The following is a 21,830-nucleotide window of genomic DNA, read 5'->3' on the forward strand; positions in this document are numbered from 1 at the left end:
GGCGCGAAGCGACGAGGGCAGCGCCCCCTTCATCCTTGCCCTTACATCTTTACCCCCCCACGCCTTTACCGCAGTCGGGCTTCAGTCTGCGCGTCAAACAGCATCACGCGGTGCGGCTCAAACGTGATACCAACGCTGTCGCCTTCGCGCGATCTCTCGTCGCCGCGTTCCTCTACAATCAGCCGATCGCCATTGGGGGCGCGCAAATAGGCATAAGACACGCCGCCCAGCGCTTCGGTCAATTCTACCTTCATGGTGTCGCCGGTAGGATCAATGGTGATGTGCTCGGGGCGTATGCCCGCACAAACCTGCGCACCCGATATAGCAACAGGGGACTGAACGGGCGCCGCAAACGCAGGATGCGCCAGCATTCCGTTTTCGACATCGCAGTCCAGAAAATTCATTGACGGAGACCCGATAAATCCGGCCACAAATTTGTTGTCGGGATTGCGGTACAGTTCCAACGGCGCCCCGACTTGTTCAATGCGCCCGGCACGCAACACAACGATCTTGTCAGCCATGGTCATGGCTTCGACCTGATCGTGGGTCACGTAGATCATGGTGGCGCCGATTTCTTGATGCAAACGGGCAATTTCAACGCGCATTTCAACACGCAGTTCCGCGTCAAGGTTGGACAACGGTTCGTCGAACAAAAACACCTCGGGGCCACGCACGATGGCACGGCCGATGGCAACGCGCTGACGTTGACCACCCGAAAGCGCCTTGGGTTTGCGTTTCAGGTAATCACCCAGTTTCAGAATGTCAGAAGCTTTCCCGACCTTCTCACGCACTTGCGCCTTGGGGACGCCGTTCATTTTCAGGCCGAACCCCATGTTTTCTTCAACCGTCATATGCGGGTACAAAGCATAGGTCTGAAACACCATGGCCACACCGCGTTGCGACGGATCTTCGTGGGTGACATCCCGCGTTCCGATGGACATCGACCCTTCGGTGGTTTCCTCAAGGCCCGCAATCATACGCAACAACGTGGATTTGCCGCAGCCCGACGGGCCGACAAACACACAAAACTCGCCATCCTCAATATCCAGATCAATGCCATGGATCACCTGAGTGTCGCCGTAGCGCTTGATCACATTGTTCAAAGTTACGCCTGTCATGTCATCCCGCCTTTTGTTGGTCCATGTCGGGAAAACGCCACGCGGCGGCCTCCCTTGCGATATTTTCAGACGCCGCACGCAATTGCGGCACCCAGTTTTCCATTTCAGCCAAAGTGCGGCGCATGGTCGGGCCCGTCACAGACAACGCGCCCAGAACGCGACCGGCATTCGTCAAAATGGGCATCGCAATGCAAATGATGCCCGGTTCGTGTTCTTCGCGGTCAAAGGCATAACCACGGGCGCGTATGGCATCCAATTCTTCGCGCAATGCAGTCTCTGACGTCAATGTGCTGTCGGTGAACCTGTGAAACGACTGCTGTTCGATGGCACGGGCCAAAGCGCTTTCGGTCAGATGGGCCAGCATCGCCTTGCCAACACCCGTACAATAGGCGGGTCCGACACGGCCCGCTTGTGAATACATTTCAACGGGTTGGGCCGCGTTGCGTTTGTCGACATATAGAACCTGACTGCTGTCCATCTGCGCCAGATGCACAGTTTCCCCCAAGGATGCACTCAGCAGGTCCAGGTGATGCCGCGCGATGGGGGCCAGTGAACTATGCGTCCACGCCTTATGCGCCAGCCGCACCAACCGCATGCCCAGCGCATAGGTTTGGCGGTCGGCGTCATACATCAACATGCCTTGGTTGGTCAGGGTTTGCACAAACCGGTACAGCGTTGCTTTGGGATAGCAGCTGGTTTCCAGAAGTTGGCCAAAACGCACAGGCCGATCAAACGACGCAACCTGATCCAGCACGTCCAATGCTTTTCCGACTGTTCCGTCCCCTGACACGGCAATGACCCTCCCCGATCCTTGCAATCACCTTGGCGTCCAACCCGCCCCTGTAAAAAAGGCGTCGCCAAGACGACTGTTGACAAAGCTAGGCGATTCGATGCGTAATTCCAATTAATAAAACACGGTTTCATTATATGGAACCAAATACACCTCAAGACTGTGGAAATAGGGAGAACTCCATGTCATTTACACTTAAAGCAACCATTGCAGCCCTCGCGGCCAGCACGATGCTGACCGGCGCTGCGCTTGCTGACGGGCATTCCAAACCATTGTCTGGCGATCTGCGCATCATTGCAGACATGTCCAATCCTGCGCCACGCGCTGTGATCGAAGGTCTGGCTGCGGAATTCGGCGAAATGCACCCCGATTTGAATGTAGAGCTGGAAGTGGTGGACCGCGAAGCCTGGAAAACCCAGATCCGCAACGCGTTGACCGCCAACGCCCCTGACGTTGTGAACTGGTACGCCGCCAACCGCATGGGGCCTTACGTCAAGGCGGGTCTCTTTGAAGACATCTCCGACATGTATGAAAACGGCGACCTGCCGGGGCTGGAGTCTGTCAAAGGCGCCATGACGCTGGATGGCAAACAGTGGGGCGTGCCATACACCTACTATCAGTGGGGCGTGTACTACCGCGAAGACATGTTCAAAGAGCTGGGCCTGTCCGAACCCGTCACCTTTGAAGAAGAGCTGGCCAATTGCCAGAAAATCGTCGACAGCGGCAAGAAGTGCTATGCTATCGGCACCAAGTTCCTGTGGACCGCAGGCGGCTGGTTTGACTACCTGAACATGCGCACAAACGGCTTTGATTTCCACATGCAACTGGCCCGCGGCGAAGTCGCTTGGACAGATGACCGCGTGCGCGAAACCTTCGCCAACTGGCGCAAGATCATCGACATGGGCGGCTACATCGAAGACCACCAGTCGTACAGCTGGCAAGAAGCGCTTAAGTTCATGACCGACGGCGACGCCGCGTCTTACCTGATCGGCAACTTTGCAGTGCCACACATGCGCGAAGCCGGCCTGAGCGATGATCAGATCGACTTCTACCAGTTCCCGACCATCGCAGATGTGCCACAGGGGGAAGACGCCCCGACAGACACGTTCCACATCCCGTCCAACGCGAAAAACAAAGACAACGCCCGCGCGTTCTTGCAGTTTGTCACATCCGCTGACGTGCAAACCAAGATCAACGCAGGCGACGCATTAGGTCAGCTTCCTGTGAACTCCGCATCCTCTGTTGATGCAGACGAGTTCCTTGAGCAAGGGTTCGCGATGCTGTCTACCAACGCCAAAGGCGGCGTGGCGCAGTTCTTTGACCGCGATTTCCCTGCGGAAATGGCATCGGTCGGCATGGAAGGCCTGCAAGAGTTCATGGTGTTCCCGGACAATCTGGATGACATCCTGGCCCGTCTTGAGCAAGCCGCCGAGCGCATCTACAAAAAGTAAGCCTTTGGGCTCACACTTTGACCTCGCCCCTTTTCGGGCGGGGTCACCCCGCACAGGCTTTTGCCCTGTCGCCCTGCTGGGCCGCAGCGCCAAGGCAACAAACCGCCACAGTCAAACCGCCAGATAAGGGAGCCGTCGCATGACCCATACCACCGACCATGCGCCCACAAAGGGTTGGTACAAGCAGAACGAAATTCGCGTGACGCCCTGGCTGTTTTTGCTGCCCGGCATCCTGTTTTTCGCGGTTTACGTCATTGTCCCCATCTTTCAATCCGTCTGGATTTCCTTTCACGCATGGGACGGGCTGGGGGAAAAGGAATGGATCGGCCTTGGCAACTATGAACGCCTTGCCACCGACCGCAAATTCGAGATTTCGTTCTGGAACAACCTGAAATGGCTGTTCCTGTATTTGCTCGCCATCCCCGCTGGCCTGTTCATCGCATTGTTCCTGAACCAGAAAGTCTGGGGCATTCGCCTATACAAGTCGATGTTCTTCTTTCCCTTCGTGATCTCTCAGGTCGTGGTGGGTTTGGTGTTTTCGTGGTTCTACTTGCCCAACAACGGGTTGTTCGATGTCATCATCGGCTTTTTCGGCCTCGACATTCGTGGCGGCGTTCTGGGCAATCCCAACACAGCGACCTACGGCATCATCGCCGCCGGCCTTTGGCCCCAAACCGCCTATTGCATGATCCTGTACCTCACGGGCTTGAACGCGGTGGACCCCGAACAGGTCGAAGCGGCCCGTTTAGACGGCGCGAAGGGCTGGAAAATGCTGTGGTATGTGATCCTGCCCCAACTAAAACCTGCCACTTTCATCGCCTTTGTGGTGACGATCATCGGTGCGCTGCGGTCCTTTGACCTGATTTCCATCATGACCAACGGCGGGCCATTCGGGTCCACCCGCGTCCTGTCCTTTTTCATGTTCGAAGAATCCCTGTCCGAATTCGGCTTTCGTATGGGATACGGCGCGTCTATCGCGGTGGTCTTGTTCCTGATTATGCTGTGCTTCATCGGCTACTTCCTGTGGTCCATGTACCAAGACGAAAAAGGGGCGCGCTGATGTTTCCGACACCCATCGAAAAGCGATCGCGGGCAGCACAACTGACCTATCAAAGCCTTCTGCCCCTTGCCCTGATCATGTGGCTTCTGCCGTTGATCGCGGTGGCGATGTTCAGCATCAAATCCTCGGCGGATTTCGCGGCTGGCAACTATTGGGGGATGCCCGGATCGTTTGAGCTGTTCAACAACTACGGCAAGGTCTTTTTCCAGTCAGATATGCCACGTTACATGGTCAATTCGCTGCTCATTACCATCCCCACCGTAATCGGGGCGGTGGCGCTGTCTTCAATGACGGGCTTTGCACTGGGCATTTACAAGTTCCGCTCAAACCTGTGGATCTTTTTTATGTTCATCGCAGGCAACTTCGTACCATTTCAAATCCTGATGGTGCCCGTGCGCGACCTGACTGTGGGCATCGGGCTTTATGATACGAAACTGGGCCTTGTGTTGTTCCATATCGCGTTCCAAACGGGGTTCTGCACATTGTTTATGCGCAACTTCATCCGCGCTTTGCCGTTCGAGCTGATCGAGGCCGCGCGCGTTGAAGGCATCGCAGAATGGCGCATCTTCTGGTACATCGTCTTGCCCTTGATGAAGCCCGCGCTGGCGGCCCTGTCGGTGCTGATCTTCACCTTTATCTGGAACGATTATTTTTGGGCGGTGGTGCTGACCCAAGGACCAGACGCACAACCTGTGACGGCTGGCATCACCAGCTTCAATTCACAGTTCGTAGCGCAATACCACTTGATGAGCGCAGGCAGCATCGTCGCCGCCCTGCCCCCTGTCGCCATGTTCTTTTTGATGCAAAAACACTTCATCGCGGGCCTGACATTGGGCGCGGTGAAATAACCCCTTAGCTTGAGTAACGCTGATGACGAAAATCACCTTTATCGGGGCTGGTTCCACGATTTTCATGAAGAATATCGTGGGCGACGCGCTGCTAACACCTGCGCTGGCAGACAGCCATTTCGCGCTTATGGACATCGATGCTGACCGTTTGGCCGAAAGCGAAATGGTGGCACGGTCCATGATCACAACCGTGGGCACCGGGGCGAAAGTCACCACCCACACTGACCGTCGCGAAGCGCTGGCAGGCGCAGATTTCGTCGTCACGGCCTTTCAAATCGGCGGCTACGATCCCTGCACCATCACCGACTTTGAAATCCCAAAAGCCTACGGGTTGCGCCAGACCATCGCCGACACTTTGGGCGTCGGTGGCATCATGCGCGGCCTGCGCACGGTGCCTGTGCTGTGGGGCGTGGCCGAGGACATGATGCAACTGTGCCCCGATGCTACGCTGCTGCAATATGTGAACCCGATGGCGATCAACACATGGGCGCTGGCCGAACGCTTCCCGCGTTTGAAACACGTCGGCCTGTGTCATTCCGTGCAAAACACAGTGCAGGAAATGGCGCATGATCTGGAAATACCGCAAGCCGACATCCGCTATAAAGTGGCAGGTGTGAACCACGTTGCGTTCTTCACACGGCTGGAACAAGACATGGGCGATCATACCCGCGACCTGTATCCTTTGCTGCGCCAAGGCTATGCGTCGGGTGCGCTGCCCAAACCGCCCCTGCTGATGCCGCGGTGCGCCAATAAGGTGCGCTACGAGGTGATGGATCAGCTGGGCTACTTTTGCACCGAAAGCTCCGAACATCTGGCCGAATATGTGCCTTGGTTCATCAAAGAGGGGCGCGAAGACCTGATCGCCGACTTCTCGATCCCTCTGGACGAATACCCCACGCGCTGTATCGAACAGGTGGCCCACTGGAAGGAACAGGCCAAAGCGTTACAAACCGACAGCGGCACAGACGGCGGCATCGAAGTCGCCAAAAGCCATGAATTCGCGTCAGAACTGATGAACGCCATCGTCACCAACCAACCTTATGAGCTGTATGGCAACCTGCCCAACACAGGGCAAATCCCGCAATTGCCGATGGGGGCCGCGGTGGAAACACCCTGCATGGCCACGTCCAACGGCATACAGCCCACCGTCGTCACAGACATCCCGCCCCAACTGGTGGCGCTGATGCGCACACAGATCAACGTGCAGGAATTGGCGGTGCGCGCGCTGGTAGACGAAAACCCCGAACACATCTACCACGCCGCCATGATGGACCCGCACACTGCTGCCGAATTGGACTTGCGCCAAATCAGGGCGATGATGGATGATCTTTTGAAAGCCCACGGCGATTGGCTGCCCGCCTTCGCACGCAAAGCAAAGGCCGCATAATGGACAAATCTGCTACGTTTCACGACCTCAAAGGGGCGTCTGTCTATGTGACAGGCGGCGGGTCCGGCATTGGGGCCGCGATCACGGAAGGGTTCTTGGCCCAAGGGGCTAAGGTGGCGTTTATTGGCCGTTCCGATGCGTCCAAATTCGTGGCCGAGATGGAGATGAAGCACGGGCATGCGCCCCTGTTCTTGCAAGGCGACATTACCGACACCGCGCATTTGAAAAAGACGATGCAGCAGGCGGAAAAGGCACATGGGCCTATCACCGTTCAGGTCAACAACGCGGCCAATGATGACCGGCACGCGCTGGACAAGGTGACCGAGGACTATTGGGACTGGATGCAGGCCATCAACCTCAAATCCTACTTCTTTGCCTGCCAGGAAGCCGCGCGGCAGATGCAAAAGGCAGGGCATGGGTCGATCATCAATTTCAGCTCGATCAGTTATATCATGGGGGGCGCGGGCTACACCGCTTACACCACGGCAAACGCCGGGATCACTGGCATGTCGCGCAGTCTGGCCCGTGAACTGGGACCTGACAAAATCCGCGTGAACGCTTTGGCCCCCGGCTGGGTGCTGACGCAAAAGCAGTTGGACAAATGGGCCGACCCCGACGCACTGGCCGCGCATCTGGACCGCCAATGCCTGAAGGATCATCTTGCCCCGCAAGACATCGTGGACGCAGTTCTGTTTCTGGCCTCAAACACCAGCCGTATGATGACAGGTCAGTGTATGGTTGTGGATGGCGGCGTGGTGGTGACAGGGTGAGCCGACCTGATTGGATAGCTGCCGATTGGGGCACCTCGCACCTGCGCGTTTGGGCCATGCAGGGCGGCACGGTTTTGGACAAAGCACAGTCAGACGCGGGCATGGCAAAGCTGGGCGCGACCCAATTTGAAGGGGCTTTGCTGGACCTGATCGAACCATGGCTGGGCGACAGCGCATTAACAGTCATCGCCTGCGGCATGGTTGGCGCACGGCAAGGCTGGGTAGAGGCCCCCTACGGCGCGATCCCCACAACGCCTGTGGCCGACGGTTTGGTGCAGGCCCCCGCAATTGATCCGCGCCTGAACGTCTGGGTCATTCCGGGGCTAAAGCAAACCGCGCCCGCCGATGTGATGCGCGGTGAAGAAACCCAAATCGCCGGATTTTTGGCTTTGAACGATGGCTGGGATGGCGTGATCTGTTTGCCCGGCACGCACACCAAATGGGCGCATGTCAGTGCAGGTGAAGTCGTGTCTTTCCAGACCTTCATGACGGGCGAACAATTTGCTTTGCTGACAGAAAACTCGGTCTTGAAGCATTCGATCGGAACCGGTTGGGACGACGCTGCCTTTAAGGATGCGCTGAACGATACGATGTCGCGGCCTGAACGGCTGGCAGCGTATCTGTTCAATTTGCGCGCCCGTGATCTGCTTGAGGGCTTTGATGCAGACAGCGCCCGCGCCCGTCTTTCGGGCTTGTTGCTTGGGGCGGAACTGTCGGCGGCACGGCCTTTTTGGTTGGGTCAGAATGTGGCCATCATCGGCGACGACACGCTGGCGCGGGCCTATGCAATGGCGCTAGACGCACAAGGTGTACCGGCCCTTGTTGCGGATGCCGCCCGCATGACATTGGCCGGACTTCAGGCCGCCTACCGCACAACAAAGGACAGCTGACATGACCCGCAATCTGATCGCCATTCTGCGTGGGATCACCCCACCAGACGCCGTCGCTGTGACCCAAGCCATCCTGGACGCTGGCATCACCACTATCGAAGTGCCCATGAATTCACCAAACGCTTTGCAAAGCATATCGGAAATGGTCCAAGCATTTGGGGATGTGACCATCGGCGCGGGCACCGTTCTGGACTGTGCGCAGGTGCAAGCCGTCCATGATGCTGGTGGCACCCTGATCGTATCCCCCAATTGCGACACTGACGTCATCGCCAAAACCAAAACGCTGAACATGCAAAGCTGGCCAGGTGTTTTCACACCGACAGAAGCCTTTGCAGCATTGAAAGCCGGTGCAGATGGTCTGAAACTATTCCCCGGCAACATGGCAGGCCCTTCGGGGCTGCAAGCGCTGCGCGCGGTGCTGCCGCCATCCACCCAAGTCTATGCCGTCGGCGGCGCGGGCCCCGACAACTTTGGCACTTGGATGAAGGCCAGCGCGGACGGGTTTGGCATTGGCTCTGCCATCTACAAGCCGGGCATGTCGGCACAAGATGTCAGCACACAGGCCCAAGCCATCGTTGCGGCCTATGACGCTGCTTTGACATGAGCACCATCTTCGACACCCGCATCTGCGCCTTGGGCGAAGGGCCATTGTGGCACCCAACCCGCAAGCAGTTGTTCTGGTTTGATATTTTGGGCAAGAGGCTGCTGACCCAAGCGGGCGAAGACCCTCAAGAGTGGCAGTTTGACGAACATTTCTCGGCTGCAGGCTGGGTAGATGACACCACGCTATTCATGGCATCCGAAACCGGCCTTTGGCGCTTTGACATCACCACCGGAGCGTTAAGCCGCATCACAACCCTTGAGGCCGACAACCCCGTGACACGCTCAAACGACGGGCGCGCAGACCCGTGGGGTGGGTTTTGGATCGGCACCATGGGCAAGAACACCGAACGCTATGCTGGGGCGATCTACCGCTATTTCAACGGCGAGCTGCGCAAGCTTTGCAGCGGCATTACCGTGTCCAACGCCATATGTTTTGCACCCAACCGCAGCCATGCCTACTACACAGACACGTTTAACAAGCGCGTTATGCGGCAAAACCTTGACCGCTATGGCTGGCCCGAAGGCGACGCATCGGTGTTTCTGGATTTGCGAGAAGACGGCTTAAACCCAGACGGGGCTGTCATAGATGCTGCGGGCAATATGTGGCTGGCGCAATGGGGGGCCGCGCGGGTCGGGGTATATGCCCCGGACGGCAGCTTTGTGAAAGCGGTGGATGTGGGCGGCACGCAGGCCTCATGCCCTGCGTTTGGCGGCGATGACCTAAGCGATCTTTACATCACAAGTGCGGCCACAGGGCTGACAGGGGCACGCGATGGCATGACCTTTGTGCAAACAAACGCGGGCCAAGGTCTGCCTGAACCACGGGTGCTGCTATGATCCCGGAACTTGGCGTGTGCTACTACCCCGAGCACTGGGACGAAGCGATGTGGGCCGAAGACGCCGCCCGCATGGTAGAGACAGGGATCACATGGGTGCGCATCGCGGAATTCGCGTGGTCGCGGCTGGAACCTGTGCCGGGACACTTCACGTTTGAATGGCTGGACAAGGCCATCGGCATCTTGGCAGGGCACGGATTGAAGGTGGTGATGTGCACGCCAACCGCCACGCCGCCGCGTTGGATGATCGATCGCTATCCCGATATGCTGGCCGTCGATGGTGCAGGGCAACCGCGCACATTCGGATCACGGCGGCACTATTGCTTTTCGCATTTGGGATACCGCGCCGAAAGCGTGCGCATCGCGCAAGCGCTAGGGGAACGATACGGGCGTGATCCGCGCATTCACGCGTGGCAGATCGACAACGAATACGGCTGCCACGATACGGTGATCAGCTATTCCGACCATGCAAAAACCGCCTTCCAAGGGTGGTGCGCCCAGCGGTACGGCGACATCAAAACACTCAACACGGCATGGGGGAACGTGTTTTGGTCGATCGAATACACGGATTTCGACCAGATCGCCCTGCCACATCTGACCGTGACACAACCCAACCCTGCGCATGAGCTGGCATTCCGGCGGTTTTCATCAGATCAGGTCACGGCCTACAACCGCGCCCAAGCACAGGCTTTGCGGCACGCCACCGACGCACCGCTGATCCACAACTACATGGGGCGCATCCTTGAATTTGATCATTTCGATGTGGGGGCCGACCTCGATATCGCGTCATGGGACAGCTACCCGATCGGGTTTCTATCGGACAGATTGGACGCCTCGGAGGCACACAAAGCCAAATACCTGCAACAGGGCGACCCCGACATGCAGGCCTTTCACCACGATCTTTACCGCAGTGTCGGCAAAGGGCGCTGGTGGGTGATGGAACAACAGCCCGGTCCGGTGAACTGGGCGCCCTACAACCCCGCGCCGCTTGAAGGCATGGTGCGGCTGTGGACGTGGGAAGCGATTGCACATGGCGCCGAAGTGGTCAGCTATTTCAGATGGCGCCAAGCCCCGTTTGCGCAAGAACAGATGCACGCAGGGTTGCTGACCCCGCAAAACATACCTGCACCCGGCATGACAGAAGCCGCGCAGGTGGCCCGCGAAATCGCACAAATTGGCGCGATCACGCAAAAGAAAGCCGATGCGGCGCTGGTCTTTGACTACGCCTCGGACTGGTCCTGGACAACGCTTCCGCAAGGTGCGGATTTCACCTATTTCAGGTTGGTGCTTGAGGCGTATAAAGCGATGCGTCGTGCGGGGCTAACAGTCGACATCTTGCCCGTAACAGCCAGATCTTTCGACGGATATGATGTGGTTCTGGCGCCGGGATTGGCACAAATCCCCGACAGCCTGACGCAAACCGACAGCAAGGTGGTATTGGGCCCCCGCACAGGCACCGTCACGGAAGAATTGCGCATACCCACCAGCGACACATCACCCCTGCCACAGTTCTCCGAAAGCCTGCCACCAGATCATAAACGCAGTGTGCAGGACGCAGGGCATGTGGTGCACTGGCAAGAAACATGGGATGTAGCGGACAGCGATCAAACCATCATTTCAGATGATGCAGGCAAAGCCGTCCTGTTTGAAAGCGACGGGCAATTCAGACTGGCGGCGTGGCCAGACGAAACGCTTTGGGACACTATTTTGGGGCAGCTCATAGCCGCAAAACCCACAGGCGATTTGCGGGTGCGCACCACACAAGACCACATATTTGTGATCAATTACACAAACGAAGACCAAAGCTACGAGGGCCACAAAATCAAAGGATGCGACCTTGCGATTTTCAAAGACGGCAGCCGAATTCTTTAGGCCAATCCCGTCTTTTTCCTAAAAAATCCCGGGGGAGCGCGGGGGCAGAGCCCCCAATCACACTAACGGCCCATCCAGCCGCCATCGACGGTCAAAACTGTGCCATGCACATAAGATGCGGCCTCTGATGCCAAAAACACCGCGGCCCCACCAAAATCAGCAGGCGTGCCCCAACGGCCCGCTGGAATACGTTCCAGAATAGATTTTGAACGCACAGGATCATCTTGCAGCGCTTGGGTATTGTCGGTGGCGATGTAACCCGGGGCGATGGCATTGACGTTCACGCCCTGCCCCGCCCATTCATTGGCAAGTGCCTTGGTCAACTGCCCGATACCACCTTTGGATGCGGCATACCCCGGCACGGTGATCCCACCTTGAAACGTCAACAACGAGGCTGTGAAAATGATCTTGCCGGAGCCTCGCGCCAGCATGCCACGGCCAATTTCGCGTGACAGCACAAACTGGGCGTTCAGGTTCACCTCGATCACTTCGTCCCAAAGCGCGTCATCATGGTCTGCGGCAGGTTTGCGCAGAATCGTGCCGGCATTGTTGATCAGGATGTCCGGCTCTATGCCATCGGCTTCGATTTGGGCAGCAAAGCCACGCACCGCGCTGCGGTCCGAAAAGTCGCATTGGTAGGCTTTGAAAGACCGCCCCATAGAGGTAACGGATTTTTCAACATCGCTGCCTGACAATTCCAGCGATGCGGAAACGCCAACGATGTCAGCACCGGCCGAGGCCAAAGCCTCTGCGATGCCACGCCCGATACCGCGCTTTGCCCCCGTAACAAGAGCCGTTTTTCCAGACAGGTCGAATGTAGACAAAATGCTCATGGGTTATGCTCCTACCTTGATCAGGCTTTTCATGGCTGTGGGGCTGGCATCAAGATTTTCGAACGCCTGCTGGATGTCCGCCAAAGGCGCCACATCGGTGATGACTGTATCCGCATCCACGCCGCCCGACGTGATCATGGTGATGGCCTTTTCATAGTCCACGGGTTCATACACGCGCACCCCGATCAGCTGCAATTCGCGCCAGAAAAACTGGAACATGTCCACGGCGGGTTTGGCGGCATGAATGGCCACCATCACAATCCGGGCGCGTGTCGCAGCACAGGCCGTCATCGCATCGACACCGGGTTGGGTTCCGGACACTTCAAACACCACATCCGCGCCTTTATCGCCGGTGCGGGTCATGATGTCCGCCTGCAGATCCGTTTCAGCCGGATTGACCGTGTCAAAACCCAGTTTCTGCAAAATGGCCAAGCGGTGCGCATTGACTTCGGAAATCACAACCTTCCCGCCTGCGTCACGGGCGACCATGGCCACCAGAACGCCGATGGGACCGCCGCCAATCACCAAAACGTCTTCTCCAGCCTGCAAGTTGGACAAGCGCACGTCATGGCACGCAACGGCCACAGGTTCGATCAAGGCGGCATGATCCATACGAATATCGTCGGGCAAAATATGCAACGTGTGCGCAGGGACATTCCAGACTTCTTGCATGGCACCGTCTGTATCAAGGCCCAAAAACTTCAAAGAATGGCAAATATGCTGATGTCCTGCGCGACAGGCGGGGCAGTCGCCACAATGATCCAAAGGACGCACAACGACTTTTTGTCCTTTGGTAAACCCTTCACCGTCGGCATCAACGACACCCGACATTTCATGTCCCAAAACGCGCGTGAACCCGACACGTGCATCCATATTCCCGTGATAGACATGCATGTCGGTGCCGCAGATCCCGCAAAACGCGATCCGCACCGGCACTTCGCCGGGCTTTGGCGCGGGCAAGGGCACGTTTTCCAATGTAAATGTTTTGTCGCCACGGTATTGTGCGGCTGCGATCATTGGTTGGCTCATTGCGCGTCCCTTTGGATGTGATTTCTGGGCCAGAGGACCCTGCCCCCAAGCGCTTCAAACCTAGCGGCAAAGTTGGTTTCGGATCAATGCCCAAACCTCTTTCGGGCACACGAACGGATCAAGTCCTGCACGTACATGCAACCACAGGTACCGCATGTAGAAATGCCTTGATCGATAGGATACACACCGATTACGTTACACGGCAGGGTGGTGAGGCCGTTTGGTCTACAACAAAGGCGTAAAATGCGCCAAAAAGGAATTGTATGACGCGGTATATCGGCTTTCAGGCCAGCATCCCTTTTCGTCGGGAGAGCTGAGGCAAAATGATGGACAAGGACCCGTCACACATTGTGCTGTCTTTGGGCGACGCCACCTATGAGCGTCAATCAGGTCAATTGCGCGATGTGAACGGAGCCGAAATTACGCTGCGCCCACAATCAGCTGCGATGCTAAAACTGCTTGCGTCGCGTGTCGGTGAAACCGTCACAAAAGACGCGCTGATCGACGAAGTCTGGTCCGGTCTAAGCGTAACAGACGATAGCATTGTGCAATGTATTGCAGATATTCGACGCAACATCGGGGATAAAACACGGCAAATCCTGCGCACGGTGCCCAAAAAGGGATACTGCCTGAGCGCGCTTGAAAAAGAAGTCGCGGTTGCCCCCCTTGCGTCAGCGCCACACGCACAACATGATACCGTGGTTTCTGTGTTGGCCTTTGCCCGTCGTGTCGGGGCCACCCTTCATATCGCCTGTGGAACAGCGGACAACGCTGCGGTTTTTCATGCCGACATGGCGCAGTTCGCAGCAGGCCAGGGCCTGACCATCGCCACCAAAGGCCCTGATTGGATCGAAATCGCGTGCGAAAGTGCAATGGCGGCTTCGGCATTTGCTTTGCTTGCCGTTGCATCACGTCCTTTGCGCATCGGTATTGATATGGGGTCTCCACAGGATATGCCCCCCCACCGTGCCCGCCATCTTGCCGCATTGGCCCATGCCGGTGACATCATGATATCGGGCGAAGTGACACAGTTTCTGACTGCGGGTCTGGATTGCGATATTCTGGACATTGGCGATTGCGTGCTGCCCGACATCGAAGAACGCACGCGATGCTACAAGATTTTCGACCGCACCCAAACGCCCGGCGCAGCCTCTGTCGTCAATCGCGAAGATTTGCTGCCTACGATTGCCATTATCCCGTTCAAAGCCCGCAACCCCGACCCCCAAGCGGCGGTTTTGGGTGAAGTTCTGGCCGAAGACGTCATTTCCCTGTTATCGCGATCCCTTGAAATCAATGTCATCTCCCGCCTGTCCAGCACCAAGTTTGCACAGCGGGATGCGTCTTTGGCGGAAATCGGCAAGCTGTTGGGCACCAACTATGTGTTGTCAGGCCGCCACATGGCACGCGGTGGCAAACTGGAAGTCCACGCAGAGCTGGCAGAGGTCAGCACAGGGCGTATCCTGTGGGCCGACGCCGAAACCTGCGACGTCGATCAAAGCTATTCCGCCCCCGACATCATCGAATGGATCGTGGCGCGCGTGCAAAAGGCGATTTACACCCGCGCGGTGATGCAAGTGCGTCAGCAGCCCTTGCCCACATTGGAAAGCTACACCCTGTTGATGAGCGCCGTGGCGTTGATGCACCGCTTGTCACCGGACGACTTTTTCAAAGCCAAAGTGCTTCTTGAGGCGTTGATGGAACGCGCCCCAAATCAAGCAGCCCCCATCGCATGGATGGCGCGGTGGCATGTGCTGCGTGTGCAGCAGGGACAATCCCCCGATCCCGGAACCGAAGCGGAACCCGCCCTGGATCTGACAAAACGCGCCCTGGATCTGGACCCCGACAACGTGTTGGCCCTTGTGTCTGAAGGCATGGTGCTGACCAATTTGAAGCGCCAGCTGCATGACGCCGAGGAACGCTATAACCGCGCCCTCGACATCAGCCCCAACGACGCTGTGGGGCGCCTTTTACGCGGTACCATGTTTGCGTTTCGCGGCGAAGGTCAGGACGCCATACGCGACACCGAACATTCCTTGCGACTGACCCCTTTGGACCCCTTGAAGTTCTTCTTTTTATCGCTGACAGCCACCGCATATTTAACGGCAGGCCAAAATGAAAAGGCACTGGAACTTGCAGAGCTGTCCCTGCGTGCCAACAGCACCCACACCTCGACCTTGCGCGTCAAAGGCGTGGCGCAAATGCGTCTGAACCGGGTCAAAGAAGCCCGCGAAACGGGCGTAAAGCTGATGAAGTTGCAACCCAATTTACGGGTCAGCGACTGGCTAAGACTTTCCCCCACACGCGATTATGCATGGGGTCAGGAGCTGGGAAACACCATGAAAGAAATCGGTATTCCCGAATAACCAAACACAACACATTTCAAACCAAGGAGCGTTAGTATGAGAAATTTTGAAGGTGGCGGACCAGAAGCTGGTATTGCGGGCATTGCAGGGATCGCGGGTATCGCAGGAATTGCGGGCATCGCCGGAATTGCTGGCATCGCAGGGATCGCAGGCATTGCGGGCATCGGCCAGCAAAACCCGCTGACGTCGGATGCTTTGATCACCAACCGCGACGGCATTTCAGGAACTCCGCTGCCAACGCCTTTCCCTGTCGCGGCCCCAAGCCCCGAAAACGCCAAGAACCTGTCGCGCCTGTCTGCGGACGTTCGTGCCAGCATCTTCGATTTCGAATTGGCATCACGCATCGGTTTTGCAGCATCCCCGCGCACCAGCAACGATCCGGCTGTTGCACGCGTGTTCCAAATGGAAACAACGGCGAACGCAGGCGACGCGCCAACTTGCGCGTATCAACCCCTGATCACCATGTCCGAACCGACAATGGACACGTTCCAAACCCAGCTGAGCTATCTGTTTTCCTATGCTGATCTACGCCCCGACCGCGGCGCGGAAATCCTGGCGCAAATCGGGTCGCCCGTGGCCTTCATGGCCTCAATCGGATTCATGGATGCAGGCCGCACGCCCCATACCCTTGAACTGCTGGCCACAGTTCTGCGCCTTGCCCGCTTTGTCGAAATGCGCGTGAAATATTCACTGGCGTGCAAACGCCCCCTTGAGTTTTCGCCACAAGTGCAGCCAATGATCCCGACACCGACACATGGCACATTGCCCAGCGGCCACGCCACCGAAGCCTTCATTCTGGCACGGACCGTCTGGAAGCTGATGCGGGCCTCCAATGCGCCGCAATACAACGCCAATGATGGTGTCTTTGGGGACATGCTGATGCGTCAGGCTGCGCGGGTCGCAATCAACCGCACTGTTGCAGGCGTACATTTCCCTGTGGACAGTGTGTCCGGCGCACTCCTTGGTTTGACGCTGGCAGACTTCGTGTCGGAACGTTGCACCTATTGCACCGGGGACACCGGACAACGCACCTCTGCCAGCTTCAACGGCGAAAACTTTGCCGGGGCAGACGATTTCAACTGGCATCAACTGTATACGGCACCCGATGATGCCCAAGTGGCTGACCAGATTGGCACCGACGGCAAATGGATGACATCCCAAACCGAAGATACTGCAACAGACCTGACCGATTCCGCGCCGTTGCAATGGCTTTGGGGCAAAGCTGTAAAGGAATGGACCGACATCACTTCGTAAGACACCCACCCGAGGGGACCTATGATTTCTTATGAATTGAAAACGGAAAGGAAGCGCCATGCAGCTTCAATGGAAAGATGTTTCGGCACCTGATGTGCTGGACTATAGCACCGACTACCGTTTGCGGCAGTCGGCCATGCAACAAGGTGCGCCAGCACAAGACCAGTGGTGGTCTGCGCTGGTGCAGCTCGACAATATGTCATTGGTTGGATTTGCAGATGTGTTGCAGTCCAATTTTGACGGCGACGCCGTGATCCCTGTCGAGGATCTTATTGAAGGCGAAGATGAAAGCGACCCAGATTTCTTTGTCAAAATCTTCGCCAAACCAAACGCGCTAAATGCGCTGAACGCCACCGGAAACAGCTTGGGGGTGCGCGATATCAGTCTGGGCCACGAAGTTAGTGATGACGCGGCCGCCACAGCAAGCCAACCCGACCTTGTTGAAGGTGCGGCAAACAACATCACCGTGGTGGAAGACGGCACTGTGACTGTCGGCATCATTGATGACGGCATCGGCTTTGCCCACAATCTGTTTCGAAAAGGGCTGACCGAAACACGGCTGGCGGCCATGTATATCATGGATGCCGACAACGGGCCGAACAAGGCCGTGGGGCGCAAGCTGTTTACGAAGCAGATCAATGCCTTGATGGTCCAGAACACCTTTTCGGGAATTCTCGACGAAGAGGCGTTTTACACAGCAGCAGGCAGCATCGACTACGCAAGCCCGTATTTCTCAACCACCATGTACCGCAGATCGCACGGGTCACATGTGATGTCACTGGCTGCGGGATATCCGATGGAAGATGCGCGTGACGACCGTCCGATCATCGCGGCCCAGCTTCCAAGTGCCGTCAGCGAAGACACCACCGGCACAAGTTTGGCCCCAAGCCTGCGGTCGGCCCTGCGGTTCATCAAACGGCGTGCAAAACGTATTCGCGTCGGATCGGCAAACGGACCGATTGCGCCTTTGGTGGTGAACTTCAGCTATGGCAACTTCAATGGCCCAAGCGATGGCACCAGCACGATTGCGCGGATCATTGACCGTGAAATGCAATCGACACCTGAAGAACAGCGGCGCATGGTCATGCCTGCGGGCAATTCAAATCTGGCGCGTGTGCATGCCGCGATCAACTTTGCACAGGCACCGGCGGGTCACGATATCACGCTTGATCTGAACGTGATGCCGGATGATTTTACCGGCACCTTCGTCGAAGCATGGATGCCCTACAGCGCCAACACACCACCGCCCAATGTTGTTGCGGTGCGTGTGACGCCGCCATTCGGGTCCACCAGCTTGTTGGTGCATGCGCAGGCGGGATCAAGTCAGGTGTTGCACAACGCGGCCGGTGAACAAATTGCCGAACTGGCCTATGCCTTGGAACCTGCCCCAACAGCGCGTGGGGTGATCACCTTGTCGATTAACCCGACCTTCACAAACGAAGACAGCGTGCATGTGGCCCCGTCGGGGCGTTGGACCATGGCCTTTCAAAACAATTGCTTGCCTGACGATGAAACCGTTCAGGTGCGCATCCAGCGTGATGAAACTTTGCCCGGCTACAAAACCGGCGCACGGCAAGCCTATTTCAACAACGCCTGCTATGTGCGCTTCAACAAGATAGGAGAACCGTTGCCTGTTGATCCCGAAGGGTCCGATTGCCCCATCCGGCGTGCCGGCACCTTGAACGGCTTTGCCTGTGGAGACGAACCGATCATGATCGGCGGGTTGACGCAAAGCAACGGACAGCTGGCTGTCTATTCCTCTGCGGGGCCAAGTTCCAAGGCGCGGGGGGCTGCTGTTCCCACACGCATGGGGCCGGACGCCTCAGCGCGTAGCGACGACAGTCTTGTGGTCTACGGCGTGTTGGGCGCAGGCACCCGCAGCGGGTCCATGGTGCATCAGAACGGAACAAGCGTGGCGGCACCACTTGCAGCCCGTATGGTGATTGATGCTTTGGCTGAAGGCGAAGACGCAGACCGCGCTTGGGTGGCTGCACAAGGGGAACGCGACGACAGCAGTTATCCCCCCCTGCAACCCGCGCAACCCTTCGTTACACGCACCGGGGGCGGACGGCTTCGGCTGGCAAATCCTTTTGGACCGCAGCCACCACAGCCTTAACGCCATCTGATGTTGTTTTCGCATACGCTTTCGTAGAACGACACAACCGGCGAAAAAGTGTGAAATCGGCCCCCACTCGGGCCGATTTCTTGCATTTAGGCACAAAATTTCTGCATTTAGGGCAGAAGCAACTTCTTGAAACAAAACACATTTCGTAAATTTTCGTTTTTTTTAGCCTGAGACTTCAGGATTCCACACAGCACCTTGCGTAATGTGAACCCACGACGTCGAGCCACGCTGAAACGATCCTTGCGCACCAAAGCAAATTACTGCCGCACAAGGAAAGCAACGCAAGGAAAGACCGAGTTGTAATATGCCTGAACATTACTGTTTCAGGCTGCAAACCCGACAGGTCATATTTTTGACCGCTCAACCGGGCGCGCAGAAGGTAAAGGGTACGAAGGGGTGTTTTGGTACGAGTAAGTTTCGATAGTGCGATCCGTTCGTAACATCAAAGTGTAGTCTGCGCGGTGCGTCACAATGGCTGGGTTTATTTTGACCTAAGTCGACGCACCGTGGCGAAAGTTTCCGACATCAGTTGCAATGAATGGGCCTTTTATTCCGAGGGTTCTAAATGGGGGGGTGCGTTTGAAGTTTCGTTCCCGATCACGGCAACTGTTTTTTTAGAACTTAGTGTGGCGGCGTATTAAGCCATACATCAATCCAGCCTGCTGTGGCGTGATCTGGAAACAGAAAAGCGGTGCAGTTCAATTTTAGAAGCCTGCGTGCCTCGTCAGCACGCAGGTCAGGCTTGGTTGATGGGCCACACATTTTTCTGTGCGCTTGGTGTCTGTGCAAAGCTGGGCGGTGGCACGCCCATTTTTAACGTGATCCTAAACAAATTGTACCAATGTCAGGCGATGCTGCGCGTATTCTCATTGCTGTTGCCCTGCCTCATTCCGTCATGGCGGTTTTTCCAAGCCATAGAACCAAGTCCACGCGTTGAATGGCGTATAGTTCGCGATCTGCCCGCACCAACTTCCTCTTGGGTTCCCTACAATCCGCGTCCTCAGACCACGTCGGTGTTCACCATGCTGCGCAGGCTATTCTGGAACCCTGCGTGGAACGACGACCTGTTCATGGTCAGCTTGTCCGAACGTCTGACGCTGGCCCCTTCCACCCACAGCATTGATGAAATCCGCGCCCGCATCACCCAACAGGCCCGGCGGGGTGCCCCGTCGCTTAGCCCCACATCACAGCTGCAATTCCGTCTTGTCTTCATCAGCAGAGGGGACGCTTCTGCAATCGTGACCGAAACCACCTATGTCTCTGCGCCCTTCGCAGCAGTCGCAGCATGAGCTTTGAGTGCGCCCAACGCCTGACTGAAATCCTGCTGGCCCTTGCCCTGTTGCAAAGCGCGTTGGAACATCTTGTCCACAGCCGCCAAAACCGCACCGTTTTTGCAATGCGCATCATCTGTTGCGGGCTGCTGTTGGGCGACCTTATGACCCCTTGGGCGTTGCTTGGCCTGTTTCTGACAGCTGTATTTCTGCTGCACCGCTTTCAAGGGCCCTACAACGGCGGCAGCGACAAGATGGGCATATTGATCCTGTTTTGTCTGGGCCTAAGCCATGCAGCACCTTCACCGTTTTGGCAGGACATGGCCTTTGCCTATCTCGCGGTGCAATTGACCTTGTCCTATTTCATTTCCGGTCGGGTCAAATTGATGAACCCTGAATGGCGCAGCGGTCAGGCATTGTCAGATGTTTTTGCGTTCTCTGCATATCCTGTGGCGGAAAACCTGCGCGGATTGGCAAACCGCACCGGCATATTGTGCGCCATGTCGTGGTTGGTCATCGGCTTTGAGGTCTTGTTTCCCCTGACCTTGCTCAGCGCCCCCAGCCTGTATTTTGCCTTGATCGTTGCAAGCCTGTTTCACATGGCAAATGCATATCTGTTCGGTTTGAACCGCTTTTTGTGGATATGGATCGCGGCCTACCCGTCTTTGATCTGGTTTCAGGACAGGATTTTTGGCTAAAGGGCTGCAGCCGCTTTTGCCAATGCGGTAATGCCCGCCCAATCGCCTGCTTTGACAAGATCCTTGGGGGCCACCCACGACCCGCCGGCACAAACCACATTCGGCAAGCTTAGATACTCTTTTGCATTGCTGGGGCTGACGCCCCCTGTCGGGCAGAAACTCACCTGCGGAATTGGTGCGCCAATCGCTTTGAGGGCAGGTGCACCGCCAGACGCCTCGGCAGGGAAGAATTTCAGCATCTTGTACCCGCGTTCCAGCAATCGCATCGCTTCGGACGCGGTTGCGGCACCGGGAAGAAGCGGCAAATCTGCGTCCTCACATGCATCCAACAGCCGGTCCGTAGCACCGGGGGACACGCCAAACGTCGCCCCCGCATCTTTTGCTGCAAGCACATCAGCAGGTGTCAAAAGCGTACCAGCCCCGACAAACCCGCCCGCGACAGACGCCATTTCACGGATCACCTCAAGCGCGGCAGGGGTCCGCAATGTTACCTCTAAGGCAGGCAAGCCACCTGCCACCAACGCTTGCGCCAACGGTGCGGCATCCTTGGCATCGTCCACCACCAAGACGGGCACAATCGGGGCCATCTGGCATATTTTCAGCGCGGCGGCGCTTGCATCTTGAGGGGTCAT

At 57.0% G+C, this 21,830-nt stretch carries 19 protein-coding genes; 14 read left to right on the forward strand and 5 right to left on the reverse strand.

All coding sequences use genetic code 11. The annotated features are described in order from the left end of the window. Positions 1-65: 65 nt before the first annotated feature. Together ASD8599_RS16510 and ASD8599_RS16515 are read right to left on the reverse strand one after the other, a co-directional pair. Complete coding sequence (locus tag ASD8599_RS16510) at positions 66-1,118, reverse strand: ABC transporter ATP-binding protein (protein WP_108829550.1); 1,053 nt, start codon at positions 1,116-1,118, stop codon at positions 66-68. Between the two features lies 1 nt (position 1,119). Then, positions 1,120-1,908 carry an IclR family transcriptional regulator gene (locus ASD8599_RS16515; protein WP_108829551.1) on the reverse strand — a complete coding sequence of 263 codons (789 nt, stop codon included), beginning with the start codon at positions 1,906-1,908 and terminating at the stop codon, positions 1,120-1,122. A 182-nt stretch (positions 1,909-2,090) separates the two neighbouring features. Between ASD8599_RS16515 and ASD8599_RS16520 the strand changes: the two genes are divergently transcribed. From ASD8599_RS16520 to ASD8599_RS16560, 9 genes are all read left to right on the forward strand, one after another. Continuing rightward, positions 2,091-3,359: an ABC transporter substrate-binding protein gene (locus ASD8599_RS16520; RefSeq protein WP_181364521.1), complete on the forward strand. Its 1,269-nt coding sequence runs from the start codon at positions 2,091-2,093 to the stop codon at positions 3,357-3,359. A 139-nt stretch (positions 3,360-3,498) separates the two neighbouring features. Continuing rightward, positions 3,499-4,419, forward strand: coding sequence for a carbohydrate ABC transporter permease (locus ASD8599_RS16525; RefSeq protein ID WP_108829552.1), 921 nt, complete (start codon positions 3,499-3,501; stop codon positions 4,417-4,419). Next, complete coding sequence (locus ASD8599_RS16530) at positions 4,419-5,267, forward strand: carbohydrate ABC transporter permease (RefSeq protein WP_108829553.1); 849 nt, start codon at positions 4,419-4,421, stop codon at positions 5,265-5,267. Before ASD8599_RS16525 ends, ASD8599_RS16530 begins: the two co-directional genes overlap by 1 nt. Positions 5,268-5,289: 22 nt before the next feature. Then, positions 5,290-6,654 carry an alpha-glucosidase/alpha-galactosidase gene (gene melA / locus ASD8599_RS16535; RefSeq protein ID WP_108829554.1) on the forward strand — a complete coding sequence of 455 codons (1,365 nt, stop codon included), beginning with the start codon at positions 5,290-5,292 and terminating at the stop codon, positions 6,652-6,654. Beyond that, complete coding sequence (locus tag ASD8599_RS16540) at positions 6,654-7,424, forward strand: SDR family NAD(P)-dependent oxidoreductase (protein ID WP_108829555.1); 771 nt, start codon at positions 6,654-6,656, stop codon at positions 7,422-7,424. Before melA ends, ASD8599_RS16540 begins: the two co-directional genes overlap by 1 nt. Continuing rightward, on the forward strand, positions 7,421-8,314 hold the full coding sequence (locus ASD8599_RS16545; protein ID WP_108829556.1) for a 2-dehydro-3-deoxygalactonokinase: 894 nt from the start codon (positions 7,421-7,423) through the stop codon (positions 8,312-8,314). Before ASD8599_RS16540 ends, ASD8599_RS16545 begins: the two co-directional genes overlap by 4 nt. 1 nt (position 8,315) lies before the next feature. Next, positions 8,316-8,918: a 2-dehydro-3-deoxy-6-phosphogalactonate aldolase gene (locus ASD8599_RS16550; RefSeq protein WP_108829557.1), complete on the forward strand. Its 603-nt coding sequence runs from the start codon at positions 8,316-8,318 to the stop codon at positions 8,916-8,918. After that, the gene (locus ASD8599_RS16555; RefSeq protein ID WP_108829558.1) at positions 8,915-9,754 is read left to right on the forward strand and encodes an SMP-30/gluconolactonase/LRE family protein; all 840 of its coding nucleotides are present in this window, start codon (positions 8,915-8,917) and stop codon (positions 9,752-9,754) included. The genes ASD8599_RS16550 and ASD8599_RS16555 overlap by 4 nt, the downstream gene beginning before the upstream one ends. Beyond that, entirely contained in the window at positions 9,751-11,625 is a 1,875-nt protein-coding gene (locus ASD8599_RS16560; RefSeq protein WP_108829559.1) for a beta-galactosidase, read from the forward strand. Before ASD8599_RS16555 ends, ASD8599_RS16560 begins: the two co-directional genes overlap by 4 nt. A gap of 62 nt (positions 11,626-11,687) precedes the next feature. On the opposite strand, the gene ASD8599_RS16565 is transcribed toward ASD8599_RS16560, so the two are convergent. Further along, positions 11,688-12,452: an SDR family oxidoreductase gene (locus ASD8599_RS16565; protein ID WP_146188237.1), complete on the reverse strand. Its 765-nt coding sequence runs from the start codon at positions 12,450-12,452 to the stop codon at positions 11,688-11,690. 9 nt (positions 12,453-12,461) lie between these two features. Continuing rightward, positions 12,462-13,487: a zinc-dependent alcohol dehydrogenase gene (locus ASD8599_RS16570; protein ID WP_108829561.1), complete on the reverse strand. Its 1,026-nt coding sequence runs from the start codon at positions 13,485-13,487 to the stop codon at positions 12,462-12,464. Between the two features lie 323 nt (positions 13,488-13,810). On the opposite strand from ASD8599_RS16570, the gene ASD8599_RS16575 reads away from it, so the two are divergent. The 5 genes from ASD8599_RS16575 to ASD8599_RS16600 all read left to right on the forward strand — a co-directional run bounded on the left by ASD8599_RS16575 (position 13,811) and on the right by ASD8599_RS16600 (position 21,198). Further along, a complete protein-coding gene (locus ASD8599_RS16575; RefSeq protein WP_108829562.1) occupies positions 13,811-15,850 on the forward strand; it encodes a winged helix-turn-helix domain-containing tetratricopeptide repeat protein in 2,040 nt (679 codons plus the stop codon). Positions 15,851-15,886: 36 nt separating this feature from the next. Continuing rightward, positions 15,887-17,104 carry a phosphatase PAP2 family protein gene (locus tag ASD8599_RS16585; RefSeq protein WP_181364522.1) on the forward strand — a complete coding sequence of 406 codons (1,218 nt, stop codon included), beginning with the start codon at positions 15,887-15,889 and terminating at the stop codon, positions 17,102-17,104. Positions 17,105-17,162: 58 nt separating this feature from the next. Then, positions 17,163-19,220, forward strand: coding sequence for a S8 family serine peptidase (locus tag ASD8599_RS16590; protein WP_108829565.1), 2,058 nt, complete (start codon positions 17,163-17,165; stop codon positions 19,218-19,220). A gap of 758 nt (positions 19,221-19,978) precedes the next feature. Next, the gene (locus tag ASD8599_RS16595) at positions 19,979-20,518 is read left to right on the forward strand and encodes a hypothetical protein (RefSeq protein ID WP_108829566.1); all 540 of its coding nucleotides are present in this window, start codon (positions 19,979-19,981) and stop codon (positions 20,516-20,518) included. Then, complete coding sequence (locus ASD8599_RS16600; RefSeq protein WP_108829567.1) at positions 20,515-21,198, forward strand: HTTM domain-containing protein; 684 nt, start codon at positions 20,515-20,517, stop codon at positions 21,196-21,198. The genes ASD8599_RS16595 and ASD8599_RS16600 overlap by 4 nt, the downstream gene beginning before the upstream one ends. On the opposite strand, the gene eda is transcribed toward ASD8599_RS16600, so the two are convergent. After that, complete coding sequence (gene eda / locus ASD8599_RS16605; protein WP_108829568.1) at positions 21,195-21,830, reverse strand: bifunctional 4-hydroxy-2-oxoglutarate aldolase/2-dehydro-3-deoxy-phosphogluconate aldolase; 636 nt, start codon at positions 21,828-21,830, stop codon at positions 21,195-21,197. The two genes, ASD8599_RS16600 and eda, sit on opposite strands and share 4 nt — an antisense overlap.

Source organism: Ascidiaceihabitans donghaensis (assembly GCF_900302465.1).
Taxonomy (GTDB): Bacteria; Pseudomonadota; Alphaproteobacteria; order Rhodobacterales; family Rhodobacteraceae; genus Ascidiaceihabitans; species Ascidiaceihabitans donghaensis.